The following is a 20,216-nucleotide window of genomic DNA, read 5'->3' on the forward strand; positions in this document are numbered from 1 at the left end:
CTTGAATGAATCTTAAATAGTTTTACATAACGTTAACACTTCTTAACCTTCATCTAATAAGTCCTCATAGTTCTTTTTTCTACAATATTAAGGTTGATTCAAGGTTTAATTGGTACAATAAAAACGTCTAAACCAAAGGAATGTAACAAAGCGTGCAGTTTTAATCAAATGAATAACTCAAGCAGAGGAATGATTAGATCATGAGAATATTAATTGCAGAAGATGAGGTTCATTTAGCCGAAGCGGTATCGCAGATTTTGAAAAAAAACAACTATTCTGTAGACATCGTCCACGATGGAAGATCAGGTCTGGATTATGCGCGGAGTGGAATCTACGATCTGTTATTGTTGGATATTATGATGCCTGAGATGGATGGAATTAAAGTGCTAAAGACATTGCGCAGTGAAGGAAACCATACACCTGTAATTCTACTTACAGCCAAAGGGGATTTATCTGACAAGGTATCCGGTCTGGATTACGGAGCCGATGATTATATTGCAAAGCCATTTGCTACAGAAGAACTGCTTGCCCGCATTCGGGCAGCCTTGAGACGTAAAGGAGAGGTAATCCCAGAGGATAGTTTGAAGTATGGGGATATTGAACTAAATACAACCCAGTTAAAACTAAGTGTGCAGGATAAGGAGATCAAGCTAAATCTAAAGGAGAACGAGCTACTGGAGCTACTGATTACCCGTAAACAGGCGATCACTTCTAAAGAGCAGATTATTGAAAAATTGTGGGGATTCGACTCAGAAGTGGAGTATAACAACGTCGAGGTCTATATTTCCTTTTTGCGCAAAAAACTAACCTTCCTGAATTCATCTGTTCGTATCAGTACGATTCGGGGCGTGGGATATGTCCTTGAGGTGATGGAGTGATGTTTAAGAAACTTCGCAATCGATTCCTGATTGTTAACTTAGTATCTATCTCATTCATGATGATGGTTGCCTTTATAACGATTTACACCATCACATACCAGAATGTGCAACGTGAAACGAATATGGAGCTTTATAAAGCATCTGATTTTTATCATGGTCCTTACAACTCTAACGGCTCCAAAATACAACGCGAAGATGGGCAAGGCGCTGAGACAGGATCAAAAACGGACTCTCGATCTACAACTAAATCTTCTCCGACTGGTAGGGGTGGGAGCAGTGGAATGGGCGGTACAGACTTAGGCAATCGAGGACCAGGAGGAGATGTTAAAGCGCCACAAGCCCGTTCTGTTTCTTTTATGATTCAAACAGATGATCAAGGGAACATAACGGATACGCATTCGCGGTTTGATATGGAAAATACCTTTTATAAGGAAGCACTTCAAAAAGTAGATCGTAGCAATATTACTGAAGGGGTGCGGAAGAGGGATCAGTTTACTTTGGATGGCACAGACTGGGCTTATGTCATTGATCCAGGTGGTAAGGGACTCATGATTGTATTTATGGATGTAACAGCACAGCAGGGTATTTTGACAAATTTGATATATACTTTTGCGGTCGTTGGACTCATGATGCTTATAGTGATCTATTTCTTAAGTCGTTATTTTGCCAATCGCTCAATTGCGCCTGTTCGAGAAGCGTTTGAGAAGCAGAAGCAGTTTATTGCCGATGCGTCTCATGAGCTGAAAACTCCCCTAGCCATCATTAATACCAATGCGGATGTGTTACTGGCAAATCAGGAGGATACCATTGAAAATCAGGCCAAATGGCTGCATTATATCAAATCTGAAACCGAGCGCATGTCTGGGCTGACCAATGATTTACTGTATTTGACTCAGATGGATGACTCCCATAACAAGCCAATCTACACCAAATTTAATATGAGTGACGCGGTAGAAAGCATTATTTTGCCAATGGAAGCTGTTATTTTCGAGAAAAATATTACTCTCGATTACAACATTGAACCTAATCTGAACATTCATGGAAACCGTGAGCAGATTAAACAGGTTATTCTAATCCTACTCGATAATGCCGTAAAATACTCTGGAACGAACGGGGCTGTGACCGTTACGCTTCGCAAGCTAAACCATGATGTAATGCTGACCGTCTCCAATACAGGGGAAGGCATTGCACCGGAACATATGGATCGTGTTTTTGATCGATTTTATCGTACAGATTCCTCGAGAGCGCGTAAAAATGGTGGGCATGGTCTCGGCCTAGCAATTGCACGTTCTATCGTGGAGCAACATAAAGGAGAAATTTACGCCAAAAGTATAGTTGGTGAAGGCGCTTCATTTTATGTGCGGTTATCTTAGGGGCAAGTTTCATTCATAATCCTATTTTGTTGTATCCGTATCTGCACTAGTCTCATATCTATCAGCAGTAGTGATGAATTTTGTATAATAAACCCGATATACTGTATAATAAAATAAAATACATTTACAACCGTTTCAGTATATTGTGTACAAATGTACATCTCGGAGGTTCTAATGAAATCGAAAAAAACAATCGTTTATGAGTTTATTCATACATGTACTAGCTCCATCACTGCCGAGCAAGAAGCAGGTGTCACAACACAATACGTATCGGATCGCTTAGCCATGCAAAGAACGAATGTCAGCAGTATTTTAAATGAACTAACAGCGGAAGGCCTAATCGAAAAAATAAATGGCCGTCCCGTTTTATATCGAGTAAAAAGTGAGGCATTAGCATCTAGAGGAGAAGCGTCCTGCTTCAACCAGCTTATTGGTCATGATGGGAGTTTAAAAAATGCGATCCAGCTTGCCAAGGCAGCAATTTTATATCCAAGACGAAGCCTGCACTCTCTAGTTATGGGCCCTCCAGGCTCAGGGAAAAGCTATTTTGCTAGCTTAATGTATGAATTCGCCAAGGAGAATAGAATTATCAAAGAAACCGCACCCTACATTCGTTTTAATTGCCTCAATTATAGTGATAATACACAACAGATGGAAAATGAGCTATTTGGTGCAGAGGGTGCCAATAATCTAGCCACTGCGGAAGGTGGTGTGTTATTTATCGATAATGTTGAGCTACTGCCAGCTACTGCGCGTAATACACTGCTACGCATCGTTGAAAGCAATATTCTAGAGTATAACGGAATTAAAAAAGAGTTAAATGTCATTATTATTTGTGCGATGAATGATACGGTAAACCGAAGTTTAATTGCAAACTATAGCAAATACTTTTTTATTAAAATTCCAATTCCGTCCTTACAGGAGCGCACATTTCCTGAGCGGTTCTCCCTCATTCAGCACTTTCTTACGATTGAAGCAGGCACAAGCAACAAAACGATTAATATCAACCGAGAGGTGTTCATCGGTCTGCTACTCTATCCTTGTGACAGCAATGTAAAGCAACTACAAAGAGATATTCAATTAGGGTGTGCGAATGCCTATGTGAGAGAGTATCATACAGACAAGCAGGATATCGTAATCCTCATGTCTGATTTCCCTTACCATGTGCGCACTGGCTTCCTTAATTTTAAAGCACACAAGACTGAAATTAAGGAACTGATCTCTGATCATCACAGCTATGCCTTTACGAAGGAAAAGGCGACCCTCATTTCATCCAAGGAAGGGCAAGCGGACGGTAGAAAAAGCATGTATAGCTGGATCGATGAAAAAGCAACCGAGCTAAGCGCAAGAGGAATTCAGGAGCAGGATATCAACTTTATTTTAAGCATCGATATTGAAAATGAATTTAAGCAGTACAGCCGTAAGCTGAGCGAGCAAATTGTTGATAAGGAGCAGTTATCTCAAATCGTGGACAAAACTATAATTTCAATGGTAAGTGACTTTTTAGAGGCGGCTACGGGTCAGTTTAATAAGGTATATCCTGTGTCTGTCTTTTACGGATTATGTCTACACCTAAACTCAACACTTAGCAATCCAGCACGAAACAAATCACAACGCTTAGGTAACGAGCAAATTATGGATATCATTAAAAACAATGAAGCCGAATATGGACATTGTCTTAAATTCGTAAGCCAACTTGAAGCACAATTTCAAGTAAAGCTACCGATTGATGAGGTTATCTTTTTAACATTATTTTTGACAAAAGGTAGTGCTGATTTTGATAACAAGCAACGCCCAGTCTTGCTCATAGCGCTACACGGCGATCATGCAGCAAGATCTATCGTCGAAGTAGTCAATTCATTAAGTGGATATTCCGCGTATTCCTATGACATGCCTTTAGACAAAAGTACAAAGATCGCCTATGAGGAATTAAAATCATTGATTCTCAAAATCCACCAAGGTAAAGGCGTATTTGTCTTATATGACATGGGTTCATTTAGAACGATGTGCGAAATGATCTCTGCGGAGACAGGCATTGAAATCCGGTCATTGGAGGTTCCCATTACATTACTTGGACTGGATTGTAATCGTAAGGTGATGATTGGCAGGTCTCTGGACGAAGTGTATAACGAGGTAAACGAAAGCTTTCGTGAGATTATCGAGCGCAGAAATGATAGCTATCAACGATCAAATAGTAACAACGTTATTTTGACCCTTTGTATGAGTGGTGAGGGGGGTGCTGTACAAATTAAGCGTTATATCGAAAAGAACTTGGAGCTTAACGGGGTAGAAATCATCTCATTATCGATGTCAGATTCTCAGCTCTTATTGGAAGAAGTGAACAAACTGAAGGAAAAACACCATATCATCTGTGCTGTTGGCAGTGTAGACCCACAGCTAATCGGTATACACTTCATTTCGATTACGGATATTTTCCAAAATGAGTTAAAAGAGCTACAAGCTTTGCTTCAAGCGGCGCTCCCTTCCTCCATGCTGCTTCAAAAAGGAGATGATGATTTTGAAGTCATCTTTGATCATTTGAGTGAAGAGTTAGCGATTGTTAACGTAGATAAGCTTCGTCATTTACTCCCAGCTGCTCTTAAGCAGTTTGCACAAGCGTCAGGGCGTTATCTTCTGAAGGAGCAGGAATTAGCCCTCATGGTGCATATCGCCTGCTGTATTGAACACATGCTTGAAGGTGGCGAGATGCCTATCAATCGGAATAAGCAAGAGCTGATGGATAGCCACCCACAAATGTATCAAGAGTTAAAGCGAAACTTTGCACCGTTAGAGCAGGAGTTTAACATCATTTTTGATGATAATGAACTTGCTAATATTATTTCTATTATAAATAGCTCTGCTAATAGCAGAACCATCTAACATACCAACCCAACCTAACTAATCTGCTCCACCCCTGTTCTTAGTCTCCACTGTTGTTCTTGCATTCCGTTTTTACCTCTACGACACCCTCTCGTTCCCTACTTCTTTCTTTCATCTACCTAATAGGAAGACTCATTATACAATGAGTCTTCCTCCAGTAATATCCACTTTACACTTTCATGCCCATTTTCATTTTTCATTTTAAAAATTTTGAAAAAAATTTTGTGTATAAAACACCACCCTTTAGTGTAAGAAAAGTATAATCTACATTTACTTTGGACAAGTTGAAGCTACTAATTGTTAAACACTATATAAGAAAGTCAACTTAATGACATAGCTAAGGGTGATACACTTCAGTTAATGTGTATATCATGATTGTTTAGGTAATTATGAAAGGAATATAATCACATTGACTCATACATAATTATTTATTATCTTGATAAATGAGTATAAAGTGTATAAATTTTATACTTAAAAAGAAAGTAACTAACAGGAGGCTAAATCATGTCTTGGAAAGACACCATTGAGCAAAAGGTAGTACCTGCCACCGCAAAAATCAGCTCAAATAAAGTAATCATGACACTCACTGCATCGATGATGGCAACGATGCCCCTTACTTTGGGCACAAGTATTATCGCTATTATTGCAAACTTCCCTATCCCTGCCTGGACGAGTTGGCTAGCTGCCAATGGAATTAATGCACATGCAGATGCTGTGATCAGTGGGACAACCCAGATTTTAGCGTTGTTTCTAGCATTTATTATTGGTTATAACTATGCCAAGCTTAAAGGCTTCAATGCAATGACATCAGGCGTTCTTTCCCTTGGATCGTTTATTATTCTGATGCCTCAGACGTATGCGCTTCCAGATGGTAAAGTAATCAAAGTATTACAATCTTCTTATTTAGGTAGCTCGGGTATATTTGTCGCTATGCTAACGGGTATTCTTATCGCAGTGCTGTATTGCTTTTTAGAGAAAAAGGGATTTGTAATTAAATTCCCAGACAGTGTGCCAGATATGATTTCCAAAGCACTTAGCCCAACCTTTATTGCTATGATTGTTTTTATCGTTATCTTCTTTGTAAGAATTGCATTTGGCATGACCTCTTACGGAAATATTTTTGATTGTATTAATACACTTGTCGCAAAACCAGTAATGAACTTTGGATCATCACCAATCTCACTCATTATTATTTATTCAATTGGTAACCTTTTCTGGTGTTTTGGTGTTCATCCAAGCCCAATATTAAGTCCATATGTTCCGGTGTTTATTACTGCAATGACGGGTAACATTGAAGCTTTCCAAGCAGGTGAACCATTACCTTATTTAATGTTTGCTGTCGTAAGTGTGTATGTCATGTTAGGGGGTACTGGATGTACTTTAGGGCTTGCCTTCGATATGACCTTCTTCTCTAAATCTAAACGCTTCAAATCACTAGGTAAGCTAACTTTGATTCCTAACATTTTTAACATTAACGAGCCTATTATTTTTGGTGCACCAATTATCTTTAATCCAATCTTTATGATTCCAATGACTCTATCTTCTGTACTTACTGGTAGTATTGGGATGTTACTCGTTAAACTAGGCGCATTTAATACATTAAATCCGCTCATCAAGATGCCTTGGATTATGCCAGCACCGATTACTGCCTTAATTCAAACTGGTGTATTTGCAGCACTAGGAGCAATTGTCGCTATCATTGCTACCGCAGTCCTATATTATCCTTTCTTCAGATATGCCGATAAAATGGCATTAAGAGAAGAACAAGGCGAAGCTGTTACCGCTTAATCTATGCAAAGACTACTATTTTATAAATTATCCTATACAAAGAGAAGGAGAGATTGATCATGGTTAATATTTTATTATGTTGTTCCGCAGGAATGTCTACAAGTATGTTAGTTAAAAAAATGCAAGCCGCAGCAACAGCTAAAGGGGTAGAAGCAAAAATCTGGGCGATTGCACAATCAGAATTGCCTGCTCATAAAAGTGAAGCTCAAATCGTGTTACTAGGTCCACAAATTCGTTATGCTCTAAAGGATGTAACCAAAGAAGTTGGAGCTGACATCCCTGTACAAGTCATTGACGTACTTGATTACGGTACAATGAATGGAGAAAAGGTGTTAAATAAAGCATTAGAAACATTAGGCTTAGCATAAAGGGGTGTAGTACACAATCATGGAAGAACTAGAAATCGTATGTTTCGGAATTATTTCCTCCGTTGGGATGGCTCGCTCTTGTTATGTAGAAGCCATTCAGGAAGCAAAAACCGGAAATTTTGATAAAGCAGCAGAACTTATGGATGAAGGGAAAAGCAACTTCCGCGAAGGACATAGCAAGCATAAATCACTCATTAAAAAAGAAGCCTCTGGAGAAAAAACAGATGTTACTCTACTACTTATGCATGCAGAGGATCAAATGATGAGTGCGGAAGTCCTCGAAATCATGGCAAAAGAACTTATCGATTTATATAAAAATAAATAAATGATAAAAATCAGTGCTGAAATGCTAGGCTCTAGTAGATAAGGAGAAACATAATGACAACACAATTTCCAGATGGTTTTTTGTGGGGTGGCGCAATCGCAGCCAATCAAGCAGAAGGTGCGTGGAATTTAAATGGCAAAGGAATCAGCACGGCTGATGTGGCTACTGCGGGAGCATTAATGAAAGCACGCGAGTATACAGATGGGATTATCGAAGGAAAACACTACCCTTCCCATGAAGCCATCGATTTTTACCATCGATATAAGGAAGATATTAAGTTATTTGCAGAGATGGGGTTTAAGTGCTTCCGTTTGTCTATCGCGTGGACACGTATTTTTCCTAAGGGAGATGAAACAGAGCCTAATGAGGCTGGCTTACAGTTTTATGATGATGTCTTTGATGAGCTTTTAAAATATAATATTGAGCCGATCGTAACGATCTCGCATTATGAGATGCCTTATCACCTCGTTACTGAATATGGCTCATGGAGAAATCGTGCTTTAATCGATTATTACACGCGCTACTGCAATATAATTTTTACCCGTTATAAGGATAAAGTGAAATATTGGATGACATTTAACGAAATCAATGTAGTCGCTTATCAACCCTATATTTCGGCAGGCATTAAGCTACGAGAAGGTGAAGTAAAAGAGCAAGTCGTGTTCCAAGCTGCTCATCATCAATTGCTAGCAAGTGCAAAAGCCGTTAAGCTAGGGCATGAGATTAATCCTGACTTTAAAATCGGCTGTATGCTCCTTTACCCGCTTACGTATGCAGATACATGTAACCCTGAGGATGTGGTCGCAGCCCATGATGCGATGAAAAAAAGCTACTTCTTCTCCGACGTGCATGTCAGAGGATATTATCCTGGCTATATGAAACGTTACTTTCAGAAAAACGGCATTAACATCGTGATAGAAGCTGGAGATGAAGAGATTTTAGCGCAAGGTACGGTAGACTATATTGGCTTTAGCTATTACATGTCACTTGTGGCTACTTCAGACCAAGAAAAGATTAAAGCTGCAGGCGGAAACATGCTCAGTGGTGGGTCTAATCCTTACCTTAAAGCGTCCGAATGGGGTTGGCAAGTGGATCCAACAGGTCTACGTATTGCCTTGCAAAATTTATACGATCGTTATCAACTTCCTTTATTTATCGTGGAAAATGGACTTGGTGCTGTAGATACGGTTGAAGAAGATGGCTCTATTCAGGATGATTACCGAATTTCATACTTAAAGCAACACATTGAACAGATGGAGAAAGCTATATCGATTGATGGGGTTGACCTGATCGGTTATACTCCTTGGGGTTGTATCGATCTCATTAGTGCAGGTACAGGGGAAATGAAAAAACGTTACGGCTTTATCTATGTTGATAAGGATAACGACGGTAACGGTAGTCTTGAACGGACACGCAAAAAAAGCTTCTATTGGTACAAAAATGTAATCGCTAGCAATGGTGCGGAGTTAGAGTAAGTGTAAGTATAAGAAATGCTAAATGAATCTATGCAGAATTATAAACAACCTGCATAGGTTTTTTTATAATCTATTTATGGAATTATATTGAAATAAAGCGTTTTTAATGTATAATATAGTAAAAATTAATTTTAACTTTTATGAGTTGACTACTATTAAAAGAGATTAAAAATAATGAAGGAAGTGATTATTTTGAGAAAGGTCCATCCAACCAAATTGATATCACTAACCATCGTATTGATCATGTTTATCTTATCTACCTCATCTACACAAGGAGCAGCTAATTTTCCAAACACATTATCAACAGGACTTACTGGGTTTGCCGGAAATGCCAAAAATGAATTTGGAGTTTCCAAGGGCGCCGTAACAGGAGGGAAAAATGGTACTATCATTTATATTTCAACACTAGATCAATTAAAGCAGCATCTACCAGATTCTACACCAAAAATTTTAGTCATTGAAAAAAACATTAGCTCTAATTCTCTAGTAAAAATAAACATCGGAGCAAATAAAACCCTTGTGGGCTCTTATGCCAATCATACTTTGAAAAACATTAACCTCAGAACAACGGGCGCCTCAAAAAATGTTATTTTCCAAAACTTAACGTTTGAGCATAGCCCAAATATGAATGCAAACGATGATATACAGCTATATCTCACTTCTGGCTCTAACTATTGGATTGACCACGTTACCTTTGCAGGACATAGTTATAATCCTAATGGAAGCGATTTGGACAAACTATTGTACATTGGACAAAGTGCTGATTACATCACCATAAGTAACTCTAGATTTATGAATCATCGTTACGGACTTATTCTTGGATACCCTGATGACTCACAACAACAATACAATGGACTCCCACATATTACACTGGCTAACAATTATTTTGAAAATGTTTATACTCGTGCTCCTGGGTTAATGAGATATGGTTATTTCCACATTAAAAACAATTATATTAATAACTTCAACTTAGGATTTACAATTGCAACACAAGCGAAAATCTATTCAGAAAACAATTATTTTGGTGCTGGAAGTGAAAAAGGCGGTATACTTGATGATAAAGGTACTGGCTTCTTCAAGGATGTAGGCAGCTTCCCAGTAATTAAAAATAAAAAATCACCGTCTACAAATTGGAATCCAAAAAATAATTACTCCTATGAGGTAAGAACTCCTGAATATATCAAGGAATTCGTCGTTAAATATGCTGGTTCATCCAATACCACTCTTGTTTTTGGTAAATAAAAAGAGATTATAATAGCCCATGCATGGGAATAGATCTATTCATGCATGGGCTATTTAAATGGAAAACATTATTATTGCTGTGGTATAAATGATTGCCGGAATAATCATAACGAGATCCAATCAGTTTATTTTACAGCATGAGGGACAAACGATTCACCAAATTTATCTCTCATCATATTCTGTACTTCTATTGCTTGTTCGTAGCTGTTACCTGTAGCAATATAAGTTGAGTCCTGCTCTATCCAGTCCTTAGACGGCCAAATATTAATGTTCTCGAATTGATCATCAAACCAGATTAGACTATTATTTTCAATATCATGGGGCGGGGAAGCTTCTAGATAAAATAGAGCACTCATATTTATTTCTTTTTTTCTATCCGTAATATAAAAAGTAAACTCTTGCTCTTTAGTGAAATCATAGTCATCTATTATAAAGTTACCAATAAATTTATGTTGCTTAAACAGAGGTTTATACAACGTTTCAGCAATTTTAATAGATGTTTTTTTAGCTGAGTCAGGATCAGTAAGCTTAAAAACAACAGCTGTACGCTCAACATCAATCCTTTTAGGAAAATCATAATTAAACAAGAAAATTGCAACTGCAATCATGATTAAACCAAGTAGAACTAACAATGATTTGAGGAATTTTTTCCGTTTCATCGTCCCCCTCCTATTCGGGCATTATAGATTTCTTCATCATAATATTTATAGCTAGATCTCTGAACGCTCTACTTCATGCCACATGTGTCCTAATAAAACAGGGGGGATATAGATTGGACTTAACCAACTATAACTTAAATCTTGCTGTAGTTGTCCTAATACAAAATCTCCTTTATTCGTAAGCTGCATCTTCCAAGTCCCACTTGCAAACGCCTTGCATTGCTCCAATCGTTTTCTTCCTTCTTCAAAAGAAAATACCTCTCCATCATACTCCTCAATAGCACGTAGCGTAGCTTCATATTTTCGCTGTAGCTCTTGCTCCTTCTCCAAAGTAAACTCGGAGTCAAATTCGATTGAATAGTCTAATCCTTTAATCTTGTGCTTTTCTATTAAATTTTTGAAATTATCAGTAAAATAAGTCTCGATAATAGCATCTTCTTTAATTTTGAACATATATGTATCACTTGGTATTTTACTAAAGTCAAATACTTGTTTATCAAATCGAATAATTGAACCAGATTGGTCTGATTTAATGGATCGTTGCCAATCGATACAATCCAGCAAATTAGTTACATTAAGCATGTATAATTCCAGTTGGTCGTGTAGGAGAGATAAAATTTCTACTTCTTTGCTTACATATGGTTCGATAATTCCCTTTACTCGGGCAGAAATAACTGGTTTAGCGGAGAGAAAATTGGGGAAATCTTTATATTGACGTTTATATTGTGTTTTTAGTTTAGGTGGAGACCATGCCGACTTAAAAGAGCTTCCATCAAAATCAATACAAAGATACTCATCTAAATTATTAACATCTGCAAAATTCAATAACATTGATTTAGGATGTGTCTTATATTTATATACCTTCATTATCAGCACCTCATTTTCATTATATCTCTAGTTGCAATAGTCTCTGTCTCACATTTAAAAGTAAGTTACAAAAAAATACCCTCAGCGATTTTTAAAGTGTCTGAGGATATAAATTATTTAAATATCTGAGAGTACACTCATCAAAAAAATATTTTTATTGCTCATTAAACTAGCCCTAAGAAATAATTATAAAACTCATCATCTCTTACATAACCCAACTTCTCATAAAGAGCCTGCGCCTGCTTATTAGTTGGTGCTGTGGACAACGCAATGCCTTTAGCATTTGTTATCATCGCAAAACGTTTAGCTTGCTCTAACAACTGCTCTGCAATTCCTTGCTTTCTGTGTTCCTCAGCTACATACAGATCATTTAAAATCCACGAACGCTGCATAGAAATAGAGGAAAAGGTGGGGTAAAGCTGCGTAAAGCCCACAATGTTCGCATTGTCTTTAGCAACTAAAATGACAGACTCGGCATGATTGAAGCGATCCAGCAAAAATTGCTTTGCCCCTTCCACATCTGAGGCTTGTCCGTAAAATACACGATATTGATCAAATAGAATTGCGAGTTGAGGAACATCATGAATCGTTGCTTGCTCTACGAAATAGTTTGCCTTCATATCTTCGTTGCCTGCCTCCCTCACATTCTTTACTTCTCATATCCTCCTACTTCTTCGTAGACTACACGATTTTTTCCTGAGCCTTACCCTCCCGCTTCATCTGCTTACTACGAAGCTGACCACAAGCGGCATCGATATCTGTTCCATGCTCCTGACGGATCGTGCAGTTAATGCCATGCTTTTTCAAAATATCATAAAATCCAAGCACATCATTTTTAAGACTACGTCCATATTGAATATGTTCGTCTACTGGGTTGTACGGTATCAGGTTAACGCTAGAAACATCCTTACGACTCATCATCAGCTCTGCTAGCTCCTTCGCATGCTCAGGCTGATCATTTACTCCTTGTAGCAAAATATATTCAAAAGCAACTCGCTGATTCGTAACCTCACAGAAATAATCCACTGCCTCCATTAGCTTTTCCAGTGGAAACGCAGCATTAATTTTCATAATTGAGGTGCGAAGCTCATTGTTAGGCGCATGTAATGAAATCGCTAAATTGACCCTTAAATTTTCATCGGCAAATGCCTTAATTTTAGGTGCGAGTCCACTCGTAGAAACCGTAATCCGACGTGAACCAATCGCAAGCCCTTTATGATCTATAATAATATTCAGGAAATTAATAAGATGGTCATAGTTATCAAATGGCTCACCGATGCCCATCACTACAAGATGCGTCACCTTTTCACCTTGACCACGGTCATCCAAAAACTGTTGCACACGAATAACTTGCTCTACAATTTCACCACTCGTTAAATTACGGATTTTGCTTAACAACCCACTCGCACAAAAGCTACAGCCGATGTTACAGCCCACTTGTGTAGTGACGCAGACAGATAACCCATATTTTTGACGCATAAGCACAGTCTCAATTAAGTGCCCATCATGTAAACGGAATAAAAACTTAACCGTACCATCCGCGGACTCCTGTTTAACATGCTCTTCTAGAGTCGTCATCTGAAACTGCTCCTGTAACAAAGAAACATAAGCTATCGCAGCTTTGCTGTCTTGCTCCATATCACTAAATTGATGCACACGATCACGATATAATTGTGTCCATAATGTATTTGCACGAGATGGCTTAAAGTCTTGCTTCAACGTCCAATCCGTCATTTGCTCTAATGTTAATCCATAGATGGATTGCTTGTTCATGGTTGGTCTCCTTTATTCCTAACTTCTAACTTCTAGCTTCACTCAGCTTATAAAAAGGGTGATTGCTCTAATAATTAGTACTTGTACGTCTAACAGAATTAGCGGAGGGGCAGAGAGATTCTGGAGAAGTGGACACGTTCGTATTTAAAACTTGATTCCCACAACTATTTTTAATTAAAAAAGGAATATAGGTTTAACAACGATCGAAAGAACTCTCTGCACTGTAGCCAACTTCGCTAGCTATCAAGCATTAATTATTTAATTTCCCTTTTCATAAAAATCTAATATTTTAAGTATACCCTAACTAAAGTCAGATGCGAATATGGATAAAATGAATACACAGTATGGTATAATTATCCTTACACAATAGAATAGGCTTGCAAGGGCGGTCGGCTAAATCCTCCAGGAAAGGGGGACGATGCCATGGAAGTATACCAAGCTTTGACGCTAATGATTTCATTTGCGACACTAGTTGTACTTATACTTTCTTTCCATAATAATAAAAAATAGACCGCCCCTGACAAGGTAATGGTCTATTTTTTATTAGATTTAACCTTTATAGCCCCGCCCTTAAAAGCGGCTATTGTGCAAGGGTGTCGTGTTAGCGCACGGCCCCTTATTTCTATCTTTATTATATTTCTTTTGAAATATACGTGCAACTACCATATTAACTAAAAACGAATAGCTCATAAATTATTACAGTGAAAGAAAATAGAAAGCAGGCGAAATCCATGCCCGATCTTATTTTAATAGGTGAAAAAGTAAAGCTACGACCTCCTGTAGCCTCTGACCTCCCTCAGCTTTACAGTTACATCTATGGGACTACACATCCCGAATGGCGCCAATTTGATGCTCCTTATTTTCCATTAGAAATTATTACAGAGACCCAATTTGCCGAAAAAATGCAAAAACATATTACTATTAAGAGCGCCCAGGACGTAGCTCAGGTTCTCGTTATTGAAGCTGATAACAAGGTGATTGGTGAGGTGTCTTTTTATTGGGAGGAAAAATCGACACATTGGCTTGAAATGGGGATTGATATTTATGATTCTCAATATTGGAATGGCGGATATGGAACAGAAGCCTTAAAGCTATGGATTAGTTACTTATTTGAAAACCTAGACATCGCTCGTGTTGGTCTAACAACTTGGTCAGGCAACCCAAGAATGATCCACTGTGCGGAAAAGCTAGGGATGCAGATGGAAGGTCGTATGCGAAAATGCCGTTATTATAAAGGCGTGTATTATGATTCAATCCGTATGGGATTGTTGCGTGAGGAATGGTCGGGGGGATTCCATGAGTAAATTGAGAAAATATACTATTGTTATACTGATTATAATTGTTATTGCCATTCCCACATATATTTTCGTGGTTAACCCATGGATTCAAAAAGATCAAATTGAAGAAGTGGTTGTTAAGCATCTGCAGGAACATGGATACAGTCAGAATGATTATTCCCTTAGCGTAAATTTTCATTGGGTAAATAAGTTATTAGGATATGATCAATATAATATTAAGGTTATATACAAAGATGAACCTGACGTAAATTATTATTATTCCTACCGAAATCAAAAGGTCCTTCCTGGTGGTGTAGCACCAACGAGTGAGAGTACGAGAGATAAGGATAACAAAAACTTTAAACATCTTGAGTAGAACAAGTGCTAAAATAAATAACTCGTAGTACTAGTTAAAATAAACAATTGTCTTTGCCCAGAAAAATATCCAAAATAAACGATCAAACCCTATAAATTGAAGATGTATTTCTGTGCAAAGACATCCTTTGTATTAGATAGTTTAATGTTCAAAGTTGACAGGTCAGCTTGCTAAAACAACGACTGTGTCCTTTATCCCTTCACCCCTGCAAAATACCGTTGCACCTTCTCCAGCTTCTGCGCCTGCTTCCCTTTTGGACTTTCCATATTACCAAACTCAAAAAACTTCACCTTCTTAATTCCTACAAAGTTAAACAACGCTGTTTTCATTAATTTTTTATGAGCATTGTTAAGCAGAAGTAGTGGGTAGTGCGTAGGTCCCTTCATGGTTGATACACAAACTACTGATTTGCCCTTCAGCAATCCCTCTGGGAACCAACCCCCTTTATCTCGATAAGCAAAGTTAGAACCAAACATACGGTCAATATAACCGATCAGCATCGCAGGCGGTCTCCCCCACCAGATCGGATAAATAAACACAATTTGATCCGCCCACAGCAGCTGTTCTCTATATTTTGCTAGCTCGGGTACAAGATGCATATCGCGTCTACGTAATTCCTTATTGTGCACAAGGACAGGATCGAAGCCCTCTTCATATAAATCTAACACCTGAGTTTCCTTTACCTGTGGATTTTGCTTATAACCTTCTAGTACTTTCTGCAAAAAAGCGTAATTTAGGCTCTCGTGATTAGGATGTGTATATATAATTAATGTGTTCATGCTCCACCTCTTCTAAAATTATAAAAACAGTTATCTTTTGATAACAAAATCCTATCATGTCATTATTTATATGTCAAATGATAATTGTTTTATGACAATTGTATTATGATAATTAATTTGTTATCGTACTTGAAAGAGGTGAATATTTTGGACAAAAGTGTATTATTTCAAAAGTTACTACTGTTTACATCTGATGTGATTAAAACTACACAAAATCTAAGTAAAAATGTAAAGGCAGACGACGTTACTCCTGTGCAATACCGCATTTTGGAGCAACTTGCTGTGAGCAAGCCCCTTACACTAAGTCAAATTAGTGAGTGTCAACATATATCAATGCCCAATACAAGTCGAGAAATAAAAAAACTCATGGAGAAACAGCTATGCCTAAAGCATGACTCTCCCCATGACCGTCGCAAACAATATATAAGCCTCTCCCCTGAAGGAGAAGCCATGATGAAGCATACCTTTTCCATTGTTGAAGCCAGATTTAACGAGCTAATTAAGGACATCCCTATAACCGATCTACAGCAGATTGAAGCTGCCGTCGATTTACTACAACAAAAGGTTTTTAGTATAGGTGCACAGCAGGAAGTGAAGTAACTTCGTCTGCTCGCTTTTTTCAAATTATTACTTTCCGAAAGCTGTAGACGTCACATATTGCCAAGGGACATGATCACACAACCATACACCATTCGCTGAGCGGTAAAATACAAAACCTTGCTCATGCATAGCTAACGCATTAATCGTTAAAATTGCAGGCTTCCCGTGCCGACTGCCAACTCGATGCGCTGTATCTACATCTTCACTTAAATGGACATGTTGTCTCGTTCCCTTTACAATTCCCTTCGCTTTGATGCTATCTACAGCATGGGATGCTGTGCCATGATATAACACCATGGGAGGAACCTGCTGCTCCAGCTCCACGTCTACAGCTAAGGAATGGCCTTGATTGGCACGTATTTTTGTCCCATCTTCATTAAAGCTATATCGTTGTTTGTTGTTTTCCCTTACAATGCGCTCCAATCTATCTCTGTCTATTTTCCAGCCGGCTCGATTTACTCCTGAGAGCAGTTGCTCTACATCTGCATATCCCTGCTGATCTAGCTTAATTTTTGCTGCGGCAGGATTGTGACGTAATACTAGACTTAGAAAGCGGCCTAGCTTTACATCTTCCTTGCTTTGTTGGGGTTCATTCCCCTGTGATCCATCATTATAATAATTCATGTTTTACCTCCTATAACGCACCTGCTATAATGCTCCTCTTACAAAGAACATACAACAATTTCAATTTCAGTATTTTCAAAGGTTTTCGTGATAATCGCCTTCACTTTATCCCACTTTAGCCGATCTAACCCACAACCGATTTGTGGCATTCCTATTTTGCTAATCCCCTGCTCCAAACACACATCCCGCAGTGAAGCCACTGCCGCAGTTAATGTACCATAAGTTGGTTTATGCCAATACTTCGCTTTGGTTACCAGATTCAGTGTTCTCCCCACAGGGTAACATGACCCGATTTCTAAAGGGTGGGTCGCCGCTTGTGCCTGTAAAGCACTTAGGTCAAAACGTTTTGTAAATTGTACTGCAATCCCCGCCCCCATCTTCGCATCTGCGGAGATACAATGTGCAAGCTTATATTCCTGACCAATTTCAAATAAATCTCCTTGTATCTCTGATAAAATCATAATTTCCTCCCAAGTAGTTCACCAAATCTTTCAGTCTTCATAAAAATACTTTCCGTTATAAAAGAATAAGGCTACACACAACCTTTATAACCTACGCTACTGAACTATTGAGTTGGGAACGCATTTTCAAACGCCTCAATACAGGCTTGATCCTTTGAGCGATCTAAAACGGCATAAATTATTTCATCAAAGAAGCTTCCATACCCTTCTTCTTCAATTAGCTCCTTCCACCACTGAGCCACTTTAACTGGATCGTTGCGGAATACTCCACATCCATACGCACCAAGCACTAAAGTCCGATGTCCGTTCTTCGCAAATAGAGCAAGGGATACAGCCATTCGTTCCTTCATTACGATCTCTGCTTGATCCTTATCCTCCCCTTTGAGTATAACTTGACCATAGTTAACCGCAGGTAATGTCAAGACCGAAGCAAATACAGGATTAGCCAACAGCTCGAATTTACCATCTCTAAAAAATACAACATCAGGGGAATAGATCGCATGATGGGTATACATCATTGATTTAAAGGCACGATTGGCCTCGTAATATCTAGGCTGGCGAAGCTGTGTCCCATATAATCCACTGGAGGCGGCGAGACTTTCCTCTTGTGCCATTGCTCCATTAAGGAAGCCACCACCTGGATTTTTTGCACTAGCAAAATTAAGTACGCCAATGTTCTCAATTCCTGCTTGATAAAGCTCAGTAATGACCTCCACAGCCGCCTGATTCACAACATGCTGTTTGGGTGCATGATTTTCTTGATTCGCTTGCGCCTTGGCTTGATATATTTCCAATACCTGCTGTGCTTCATTGGGTGTTATTAGTACACAGTGATCTTCTGCGTGTTGCTGAACCTCTGCAATATTAATTTTTCGATCTCCATACAGATAGTACCCTTGTTCCACTATTTTAACGGTTTCTGCCGCAACCTCTTTTCGATTCATCTGCATCACTTCTTACCTCCTACATTTGTATCTTTTATCTGTTTTCCTATTGATTAAGTAACTGATCTCGCACCTCTGTTAAAGCGAAGCCCAGTAAGTTTTTACCACGCCATTTCATCGGGTTTTCTGCATCTGGATTAGACTTACCCATCCCAATTCCCCATATCCGGTCACGTGGGCTGGCTTCAACTAAAATGCGATTTTTTGTTGTTTTCATAAAATCCCATAGTGATTCATTTTGTGAAAATTTCGCCAGATTGCCTTCCTTTACAATGTCATAGCATTTGCTATTCCAAACTTCCGGATCAAACCCTCTTACCGCTCGACCAAACGCCTTCATTTCCTTCGGGTGCTTCGACTTCATAATCGCCGCCAGCATCTCTTCATCGCCAAATAAACGCGCCTTTTCTGCCATCATATATTGTTCTGTACAAGAGTACGCGACCCCATTTACTTCAAAGGAACTGTGCCACCACTGACTAAAGCAGCTCTGATTAACCACACCATCAGCAGGTGGCGTATGACCCCAAAAAAACAAATATTTAAACTTTTCCCCAGCCTGATGGGCTTTACGTAAAGCTTCTAAACTATAAATCATGACATCATCTCCCAATTTCTTCGGTATAAGCGAGAAGGTCTATGCCCTGCATTTTCCGTATAATGATCACTTTCCGTTACCAGATGCGCCACCTTACGGCGAAATGCCGCCTTTAACAATTCCTTACCTAAAATGACCTCATACACCTGCTGGAGTGCAGTAAGTGTAAATAGCTGTGGCATCAAATGAAGGGCGATCCCTGTATACTCAACCTTACCTCTTAAGCGTTCTATTGCTGCACCTATAATTTTGGCATGATCAAAAGCTAAGCCATCATTAGAAAGGATGTTGTACTCTGTATGTGTTGCTGATTGTGTCAACGTCATTTTGCGCTCCACGAGGGCTGTAAGTGTATCCCTATCCGAAGTTAATATCAGCTCGTAATGCCATGAACGTATGACACCACTTTCCAAGATCTCCTTTTGCTCTCTAATGAGGCGGTAAGATAACGTAAACCATGCTGCATGATCTGCATCATCTCCTGCCTGAAGCTCGACTTGACTGCTATCAATTAAAGCCATATATGAACAACTCATCACCCATGTTCGAGGATCACGATGAGGCTCACTAAATGTATAAAGCTGTTCTAAATAAACATGGTCTACCCCTGTTTCCTCTCGTAGCTCACGCACCGCCGCCTGCTCTGTTGTCTCGTTAGGCCGGACAAACCCACCTGGTAACGCCCATTTTCCTAAGTATGGGTGTCCTCCCCGCTGGATCAATAACACACGTAGTGCCTTCTCAGGCAACTTCCGATAGTTGTCCTTCTCGGTGTCCATCACCGTAAAAATAACCATATCCGTAGCTACAGAAGGCCGCTCATAATCTCCGACATCATATTGTGCTAAAAATTGTGGTTCCGTTAATCCATTACGATCTCGAATCATTCCCTCATTTGGGAGCATCTCTTCTTTATTTTGGAGCATTCC

22 protein-coding genes are annotated in these 20,216 nt (G+C 38.9%); 12 read left to right on the top strand and 10 right to left on the bottom strand.

The features are described from left to right. The first annotated feature begins 200 nt into the window (after positions 1-200). From ABE099_RS17900 to ABE099_RS17935, 8 genes are all read left to right on the top strand, one after another. The gene (locus ABE099_RS17900; RefSeq protein ID WP_430032478.1) at positions 201-878 is read left to right on the top strand and encodes a response regulator transcription factor; all 678 of its coding nucleotides are present in this window, start codon (positions 201-203) and stop codon (positions 876-878) included. Further along, the gene (locus ABE099_RS17905) at positions 878-2,251 is read left to right on the top strand and encodes a sensor histidine kinase (protein ID WP_430032480.1); all 1,374 of its coding nucleotides are present in this window, start codon (positions 878-880) and stop codon (positions 2,249-2,251) included. The genes ABE099_RS17900 and ABE099_RS17905 overlap by 1 nt, the downstream gene beginning before the upstream one ends. 174 nt (positions 2,252-2,425) lie before the next feature. Further along, positions 2,426-5,131, top strand: coding sequence for a PRD domain-containing protein (locus tag ABE099_RS17910; protein WP_430032482.1), 2,706 nt, complete (start codon positions 2,426-2,428; stop codon positions 5,129-5,131). Positions 5,132-5,635: 504 nt separating this feature from the next. Continuing rightward, positions 5,636-6,919, top strand: a complete 1,284-nt coding sequence (locus tag ABE099_RS17915) for a PTS sugar transporter subunit IIC (protein WP_430032484.1) — start codon at positions 5,636-5,638, stop codon at positions 6,917-6,919. A 59-nt stretch (positions 6,920-6,978) separates the two neighbouring features. Further along, positions 6,979-7,287 (top strand): PTS sugar transporter subunit IIB, encoded by a 309-nt coding sequence (locus ABE099_RS17920; RefSeq protein ID WP_430032486.1) that lies wholly within the window; start codon positions 6,979-6,981, stop codon positions 7,285-7,287. A gap of 19 nt (positions 7,288-7,306) precedes the next feature. Then, positions 7,307-7,612: a PTS lactose/cellobiose transporter subunit IIA gene (locus ABE099_RS17925; RefSeq protein ID WP_430032488.1), complete on the top strand. Its 306-nt coding sequence runs from the start codon at positions 7,307-7,309 to the stop codon at positions 7,610-7,612. 53 nt (positions 7,613-7,665) lie between these two features. Next, on the top strand, positions 7,666-9,087 hold the full coding sequence (locus ABE099_RS17930; protein WP_430032490.1) for a 6-phospho-beta-glucosidase: 1,422 nt from the start codon (positions 7,666-7,668) through the stop codon (positions 9,085-9,087). Between the two features lie 243 nt (positions 9,088-9,330). Further along, complete coding sequence (locus ABE099_RS17935; RefSeq protein ID WP_430032806.1) at positions 9,331-10,329, top strand: pectate lyase family protein; 999 nt, start codon at positions 9,331-9,333, stop codon at positions 10,327-10,329. Between the two features lie 125 nt (positions 10,330-10,454). Here ABE099_RS17935 and ABE099_RS17940 read toward each other — a convergent pair whose 3' ends face one another. The 4 genes from ABE099_RS17940 to rlmN form a co-directional block, all read right to left on the bottom strand. Then, entirely contained in the window at positions 10,455-10,988 is a 534-nt protein-coding gene (locus tag ABE099_RS17940) for a hypothetical protein (RefSeq protein ID WP_430032492.1), read from the bottom strand. A 51-nt stretch (positions 10,989-11,039) separates the two neighbouring features. Then, the gene (locus tag ABE099_RS17945; protein ID WP_430032494.1) at positions 11,040-11,855 is read right to left on the bottom strand and encodes a hypothetical protein; all 816 of its coding nucleotides are present in this window, start codon (positions 11,853-11,855) and stop codon (positions 11,040-11,042) included. Between the two features lie 164 nt (positions 11,856-12,019). Beyond that, positions 12,020-12,475 (bottom strand): GNAT family N-acetyltransferase, encoded by a 456-nt coding sequence (locus ABE099_RS17950; protein ID WP_430032496.1) that lies wholly within the window; start codon positions 12,473-12,475, stop codon positions 12,020-12,022. A 61-nt stretch (positions 12,476-12,536) separates the two neighbouring features. Continuing rightward, positions 12,537-13,628, bottom strand: a complete 1,092-nt coding sequence (gene rlmN, locus ABE099_RS17955) for a 23S rRNA (adenine(2503)-C(2))-methyltransferase RlmN (RefSeq protein WP_430032498.1) — start codon at positions 13,626-13,628, stop codon at positions 12,537-12,539. Positions 13,629-14,051: 423 nt separating this feature from the next. On the opposite strand from rlmN, the gene ABE099_RS17960 reads away from it, so the two are divergent. From ABE099_RS17960 to ABE099_RS17970, 3 genes are all read left to right on the top strand, one after another. Further along, positions 14,052-14,138, top strand: coding sequence for a putative holin-like toxin (locus ABE099_RS17960; protein WP_430032808.1), 87 nt, complete (start codon positions 14,052-14,054; stop codon positions 14,136-14,138). A 221-nt stretch (positions 14,139-14,359) separates the two neighbouring features. Next, positions 14,360-14,932 carry a GNAT family N-acetyltransferase gene (locus ABE099_RS17965; RefSeq protein WP_430032500.1) on the top strand — a complete coding sequence of 191 codons (573 nt, stop codon included), beginning with the start codon at positions 14,360-14,362 and terminating at the stop codon, positions 14,930-14,932. Then, positions 14,925-15,281 (top strand): DUF3139 domain-containing protein, encoded by a 357-nt coding sequence (locus tag ABE099_RS17970; protein ID WP_430032502.1) that lies wholly within the window; start codon positions 14,925-14,927, stop codon positions 15,279-15,281. Before ABE099_RS17965 ends, ABE099_RS17970 begins: the two co-directional genes overlap by 8 nt. Positions 15,282-15,472: 191 nt before the next feature. Here the strand turns inward: ABE099_RS17970 and ABE099_RS17975 are convergent, their stop codons facing one another. Next, complete coding sequence (locus ABE099_RS17975) at positions 15,473-16,060, bottom strand: NAD(P)H-dependent oxidoreductase (RefSeq protein ID WP_430032504.1); 588 nt, start codon at positions 16,058-16,060, stop codon at positions 15,473-15,475. A 138-nt stretch (positions 16,061-16,198) separates the two neighbouring features. Between ABE099_RS17975 and ABE099_RS17980 the strand changes: the two genes are divergently transcribed. Then, a complete protein-coding gene (locus ABE099_RS17980) occupies positions 16,199-16,660 on the top strand; it encodes a MarR family winged helix-turn-helix transcriptional regulator (protein ID WP_430032810.1) in 462 nt (153 codons plus the stop codon). 27 nt (positions 16,661-16,687) lie between these two features. Here ABE099_RS17980 and ABE099_RS17985 read toward each other — a convergent pair whose 3' ends face one another. The 5 genes from ABE099_RS17985 to ABE099_RS18005 all read right to left on the bottom strand — a co-directional run bounded on the left by ABE099_RS17985 (position 16,688) and on the right by ABE099_RS18005 (position 20,174). Beyond that, positions 16,688-17,284: an RNA 2'-phosphotransferase gene (locus tag ABE099_RS17985; protein ID WP_430032506.1), complete on the bottom strand. Its 597-nt coding sequence runs from the start codon at positions 17,282-17,284 to the stop codon at positions 16,688-16,690. A gap of 38 nt (positions 17,285-17,322) precedes the next feature. Further along, positions 17,323-17,745, bottom strand: coding sequence for a macro domain-containing protein (locus tag ABE099_RS17990; protein WP_430032508.1), 423 nt, complete (start codon positions 17,743-17,745; stop codon positions 17,323-17,325). Between the two features lie 104 nt (positions 17,746-17,849). Beyond that, positions 17,850-18,695: a TIGR02452 family protein gene (locus ABE099_RS17995; RefSeq protein WP_430032510.1), complete on the bottom strand. Its 846-nt coding sequence runs from the start codon at positions 18,693-18,695 to the stop codon at positions 17,850-17,852. A 40-nt stretch (positions 18,696-18,735) separates the two neighbouring features. Then, positions 18,736-19,287, bottom strand: a complete 552-nt coding sequence (locus tag ABE099_RS18000; protein WP_430032512.1) for an NADAR family protein — start codon at positions 19,285-19,287, stop codon at positions 18,736-18,738. Further along, positions 19,284-20,174, bottom strand: coding sequence for an NUDIX hydrolase (locus ABE099_RS18005; protein ID WP_430032812.1), 891 nt, complete (start codon positions 20,172-20,174; stop codon positions 19,284-19,286). The genes ABE099_RS18000 and ABE099_RS18005 overlap by 4 nt, the downstream gene beginning before the upstream one ends. Between the last annotated feature and the right edge of the window lie 42 nt (positions 20,175-20,216).

Origin of the sequence: Paenibacillus turicensis (genome assembly GCF_050461185.1) — a bacterium.
GTDB classification, from domain to species: domain Bacteria; phylum Bacillota; class Bacilli; order Paenibacillales; family Paenibacillaceae; genus Fontibacillus; species Fontibacillus turicensis_A.

Coding starts and splice junctions, on each gene's coding strand:
- ABE099_RS17900 (WP_430032478.1), top strand. CDS start 201: ATGAGAATATTAATTGCAGAAGATGAGGTTCATTTAGCCGAAGCGGTA.
- ABE099_RS17905 (WP_430032480.1), top strand. CDS start 878: ATGTTTAAGAAACTTCGCAATCGATTCCTGATTGTTAACTTAGTATCT.
- ABE099_RS17910 (WP_430032482.1), top strand. CDS start 2,426: ATGAAATCGAAAAAAACAATCGTTTATGAGTTTATTCATACATGTACT.
- ABE099_RS17915 (WP_430032484.1), top strand. CDS start 5,636: ATGTCTTGGAAAGACACCATTGAGCAAAAGGTAGTACCTGCCACCGCA.
- ABE099_RS17920 (WP_430032486.1), top strand. CDS start 6,979: ATGGTTAATATTTTATTATGTTGTTCCGCAGGAATGTCTACAAGTATG.
- ABE099_RS17925 (WP_430032488.1), top strand. CDS start 7,307: ATGGAAGAACTAGAAATCGTATGTTTCGGAATTATTTCCTCCGTTGGG.
- ABE099_RS17930 (WP_430032490.1), top strand. CDS start 7,666: ATGACAACACAATTTCCAGATGGTTTTTTGTGGGGTGGCGCAATCGCA.
- ABE099_RS17935 (WP_430032806.1), top strand. CDS start 9,331: ATGTTTATCTTATCTACCTCATCTACACAAGGAGCAGCTAATTTTCCA.
- ABE099_RS17940 (WP_430032492.1), bottom strand. CDS start 10,988: ATGAAACGGAAAAAATTCCTCAAATCATTGTTAGTTCTACTTGGTTTA.
- ABE099_RS17945 (WP_430032494.1), bottom strand. CDS start 11,855: ATGAAGGTATATAAATATAAGACACATCCTAAATCAATGTTATTGAAT.
- ABE099_RS17950 (WP_430032496.1), bottom strand. CDS start 12,475: ATGAAGGCAAACTATTTCGTAGAGCAAGCAACGATTCATGATGTTCCT.
- rlmN (WP_430032498.1), bottom strand. CDS start 13,628: ATGAACAAGCAATCCATCTATGGATTAACATTAGAGCAAATGACGGAT.
- ABE099_RS17960 (WP_430032808.1), top strand. CDS start 14,052: ATGGAAGTATACCAAGCTTTGACGCTAATGATTTCATTTGCGACACTA.
- ABE099_RS17965 (WP_430032500.1), top strand. CDS start 14,360: ATGCCCGATCTTATTTTAATAGGTGAAAAAGTAAAGCTACGACCTCCT.
- ABE099_RS17970 (WP_430032502.1), top strand. CDS start 14,925: ATGAGTAAATTGAGAAAATATACTATTGTTATACTGATTATAATTGTT.
- ABE099_RS17975 (WP_430032504.1), bottom strand. CDS start 16,060: ATGAACACATTAATTATATATACACATCCTAATCACGAGAGCCTAAAT.
- ABE099_RS17985 (WP_430032506.1), bottom strand. CDS start 17,284: ATGAATTATTATAATGATGGATCACAGGGGAATGAACCCCAACAAAGC.
- ABE099_RS17990 (WP_430032508.1), bottom strand. CDS start 17,745: ATGATTTTATCAGAGATACAAGGAGATTTATTTGAAATTGGTCAGGAA.
- ABE099_RS17995 (WP_430032510.1), bottom strand. CDS start 18,695: ATGCAGATGAATCGAAAAGAGGTTGCGGCAGAAACCGTTAAAATAGTG.
- ABE099_RS18000 (WP_430032512.1), bottom strand. CDS start 19,287: ATGATTTATAGTTTAGAAGCTTTACGTAAAGCCCATCAGGCTGGGGAA.
- ABE099_RS18005 (WP_430032812.1), bottom strand. CDS start 20,174: ATGATTCGAGATCGTAATGGATTAACGGAACCACAATTTTTAGCACAA.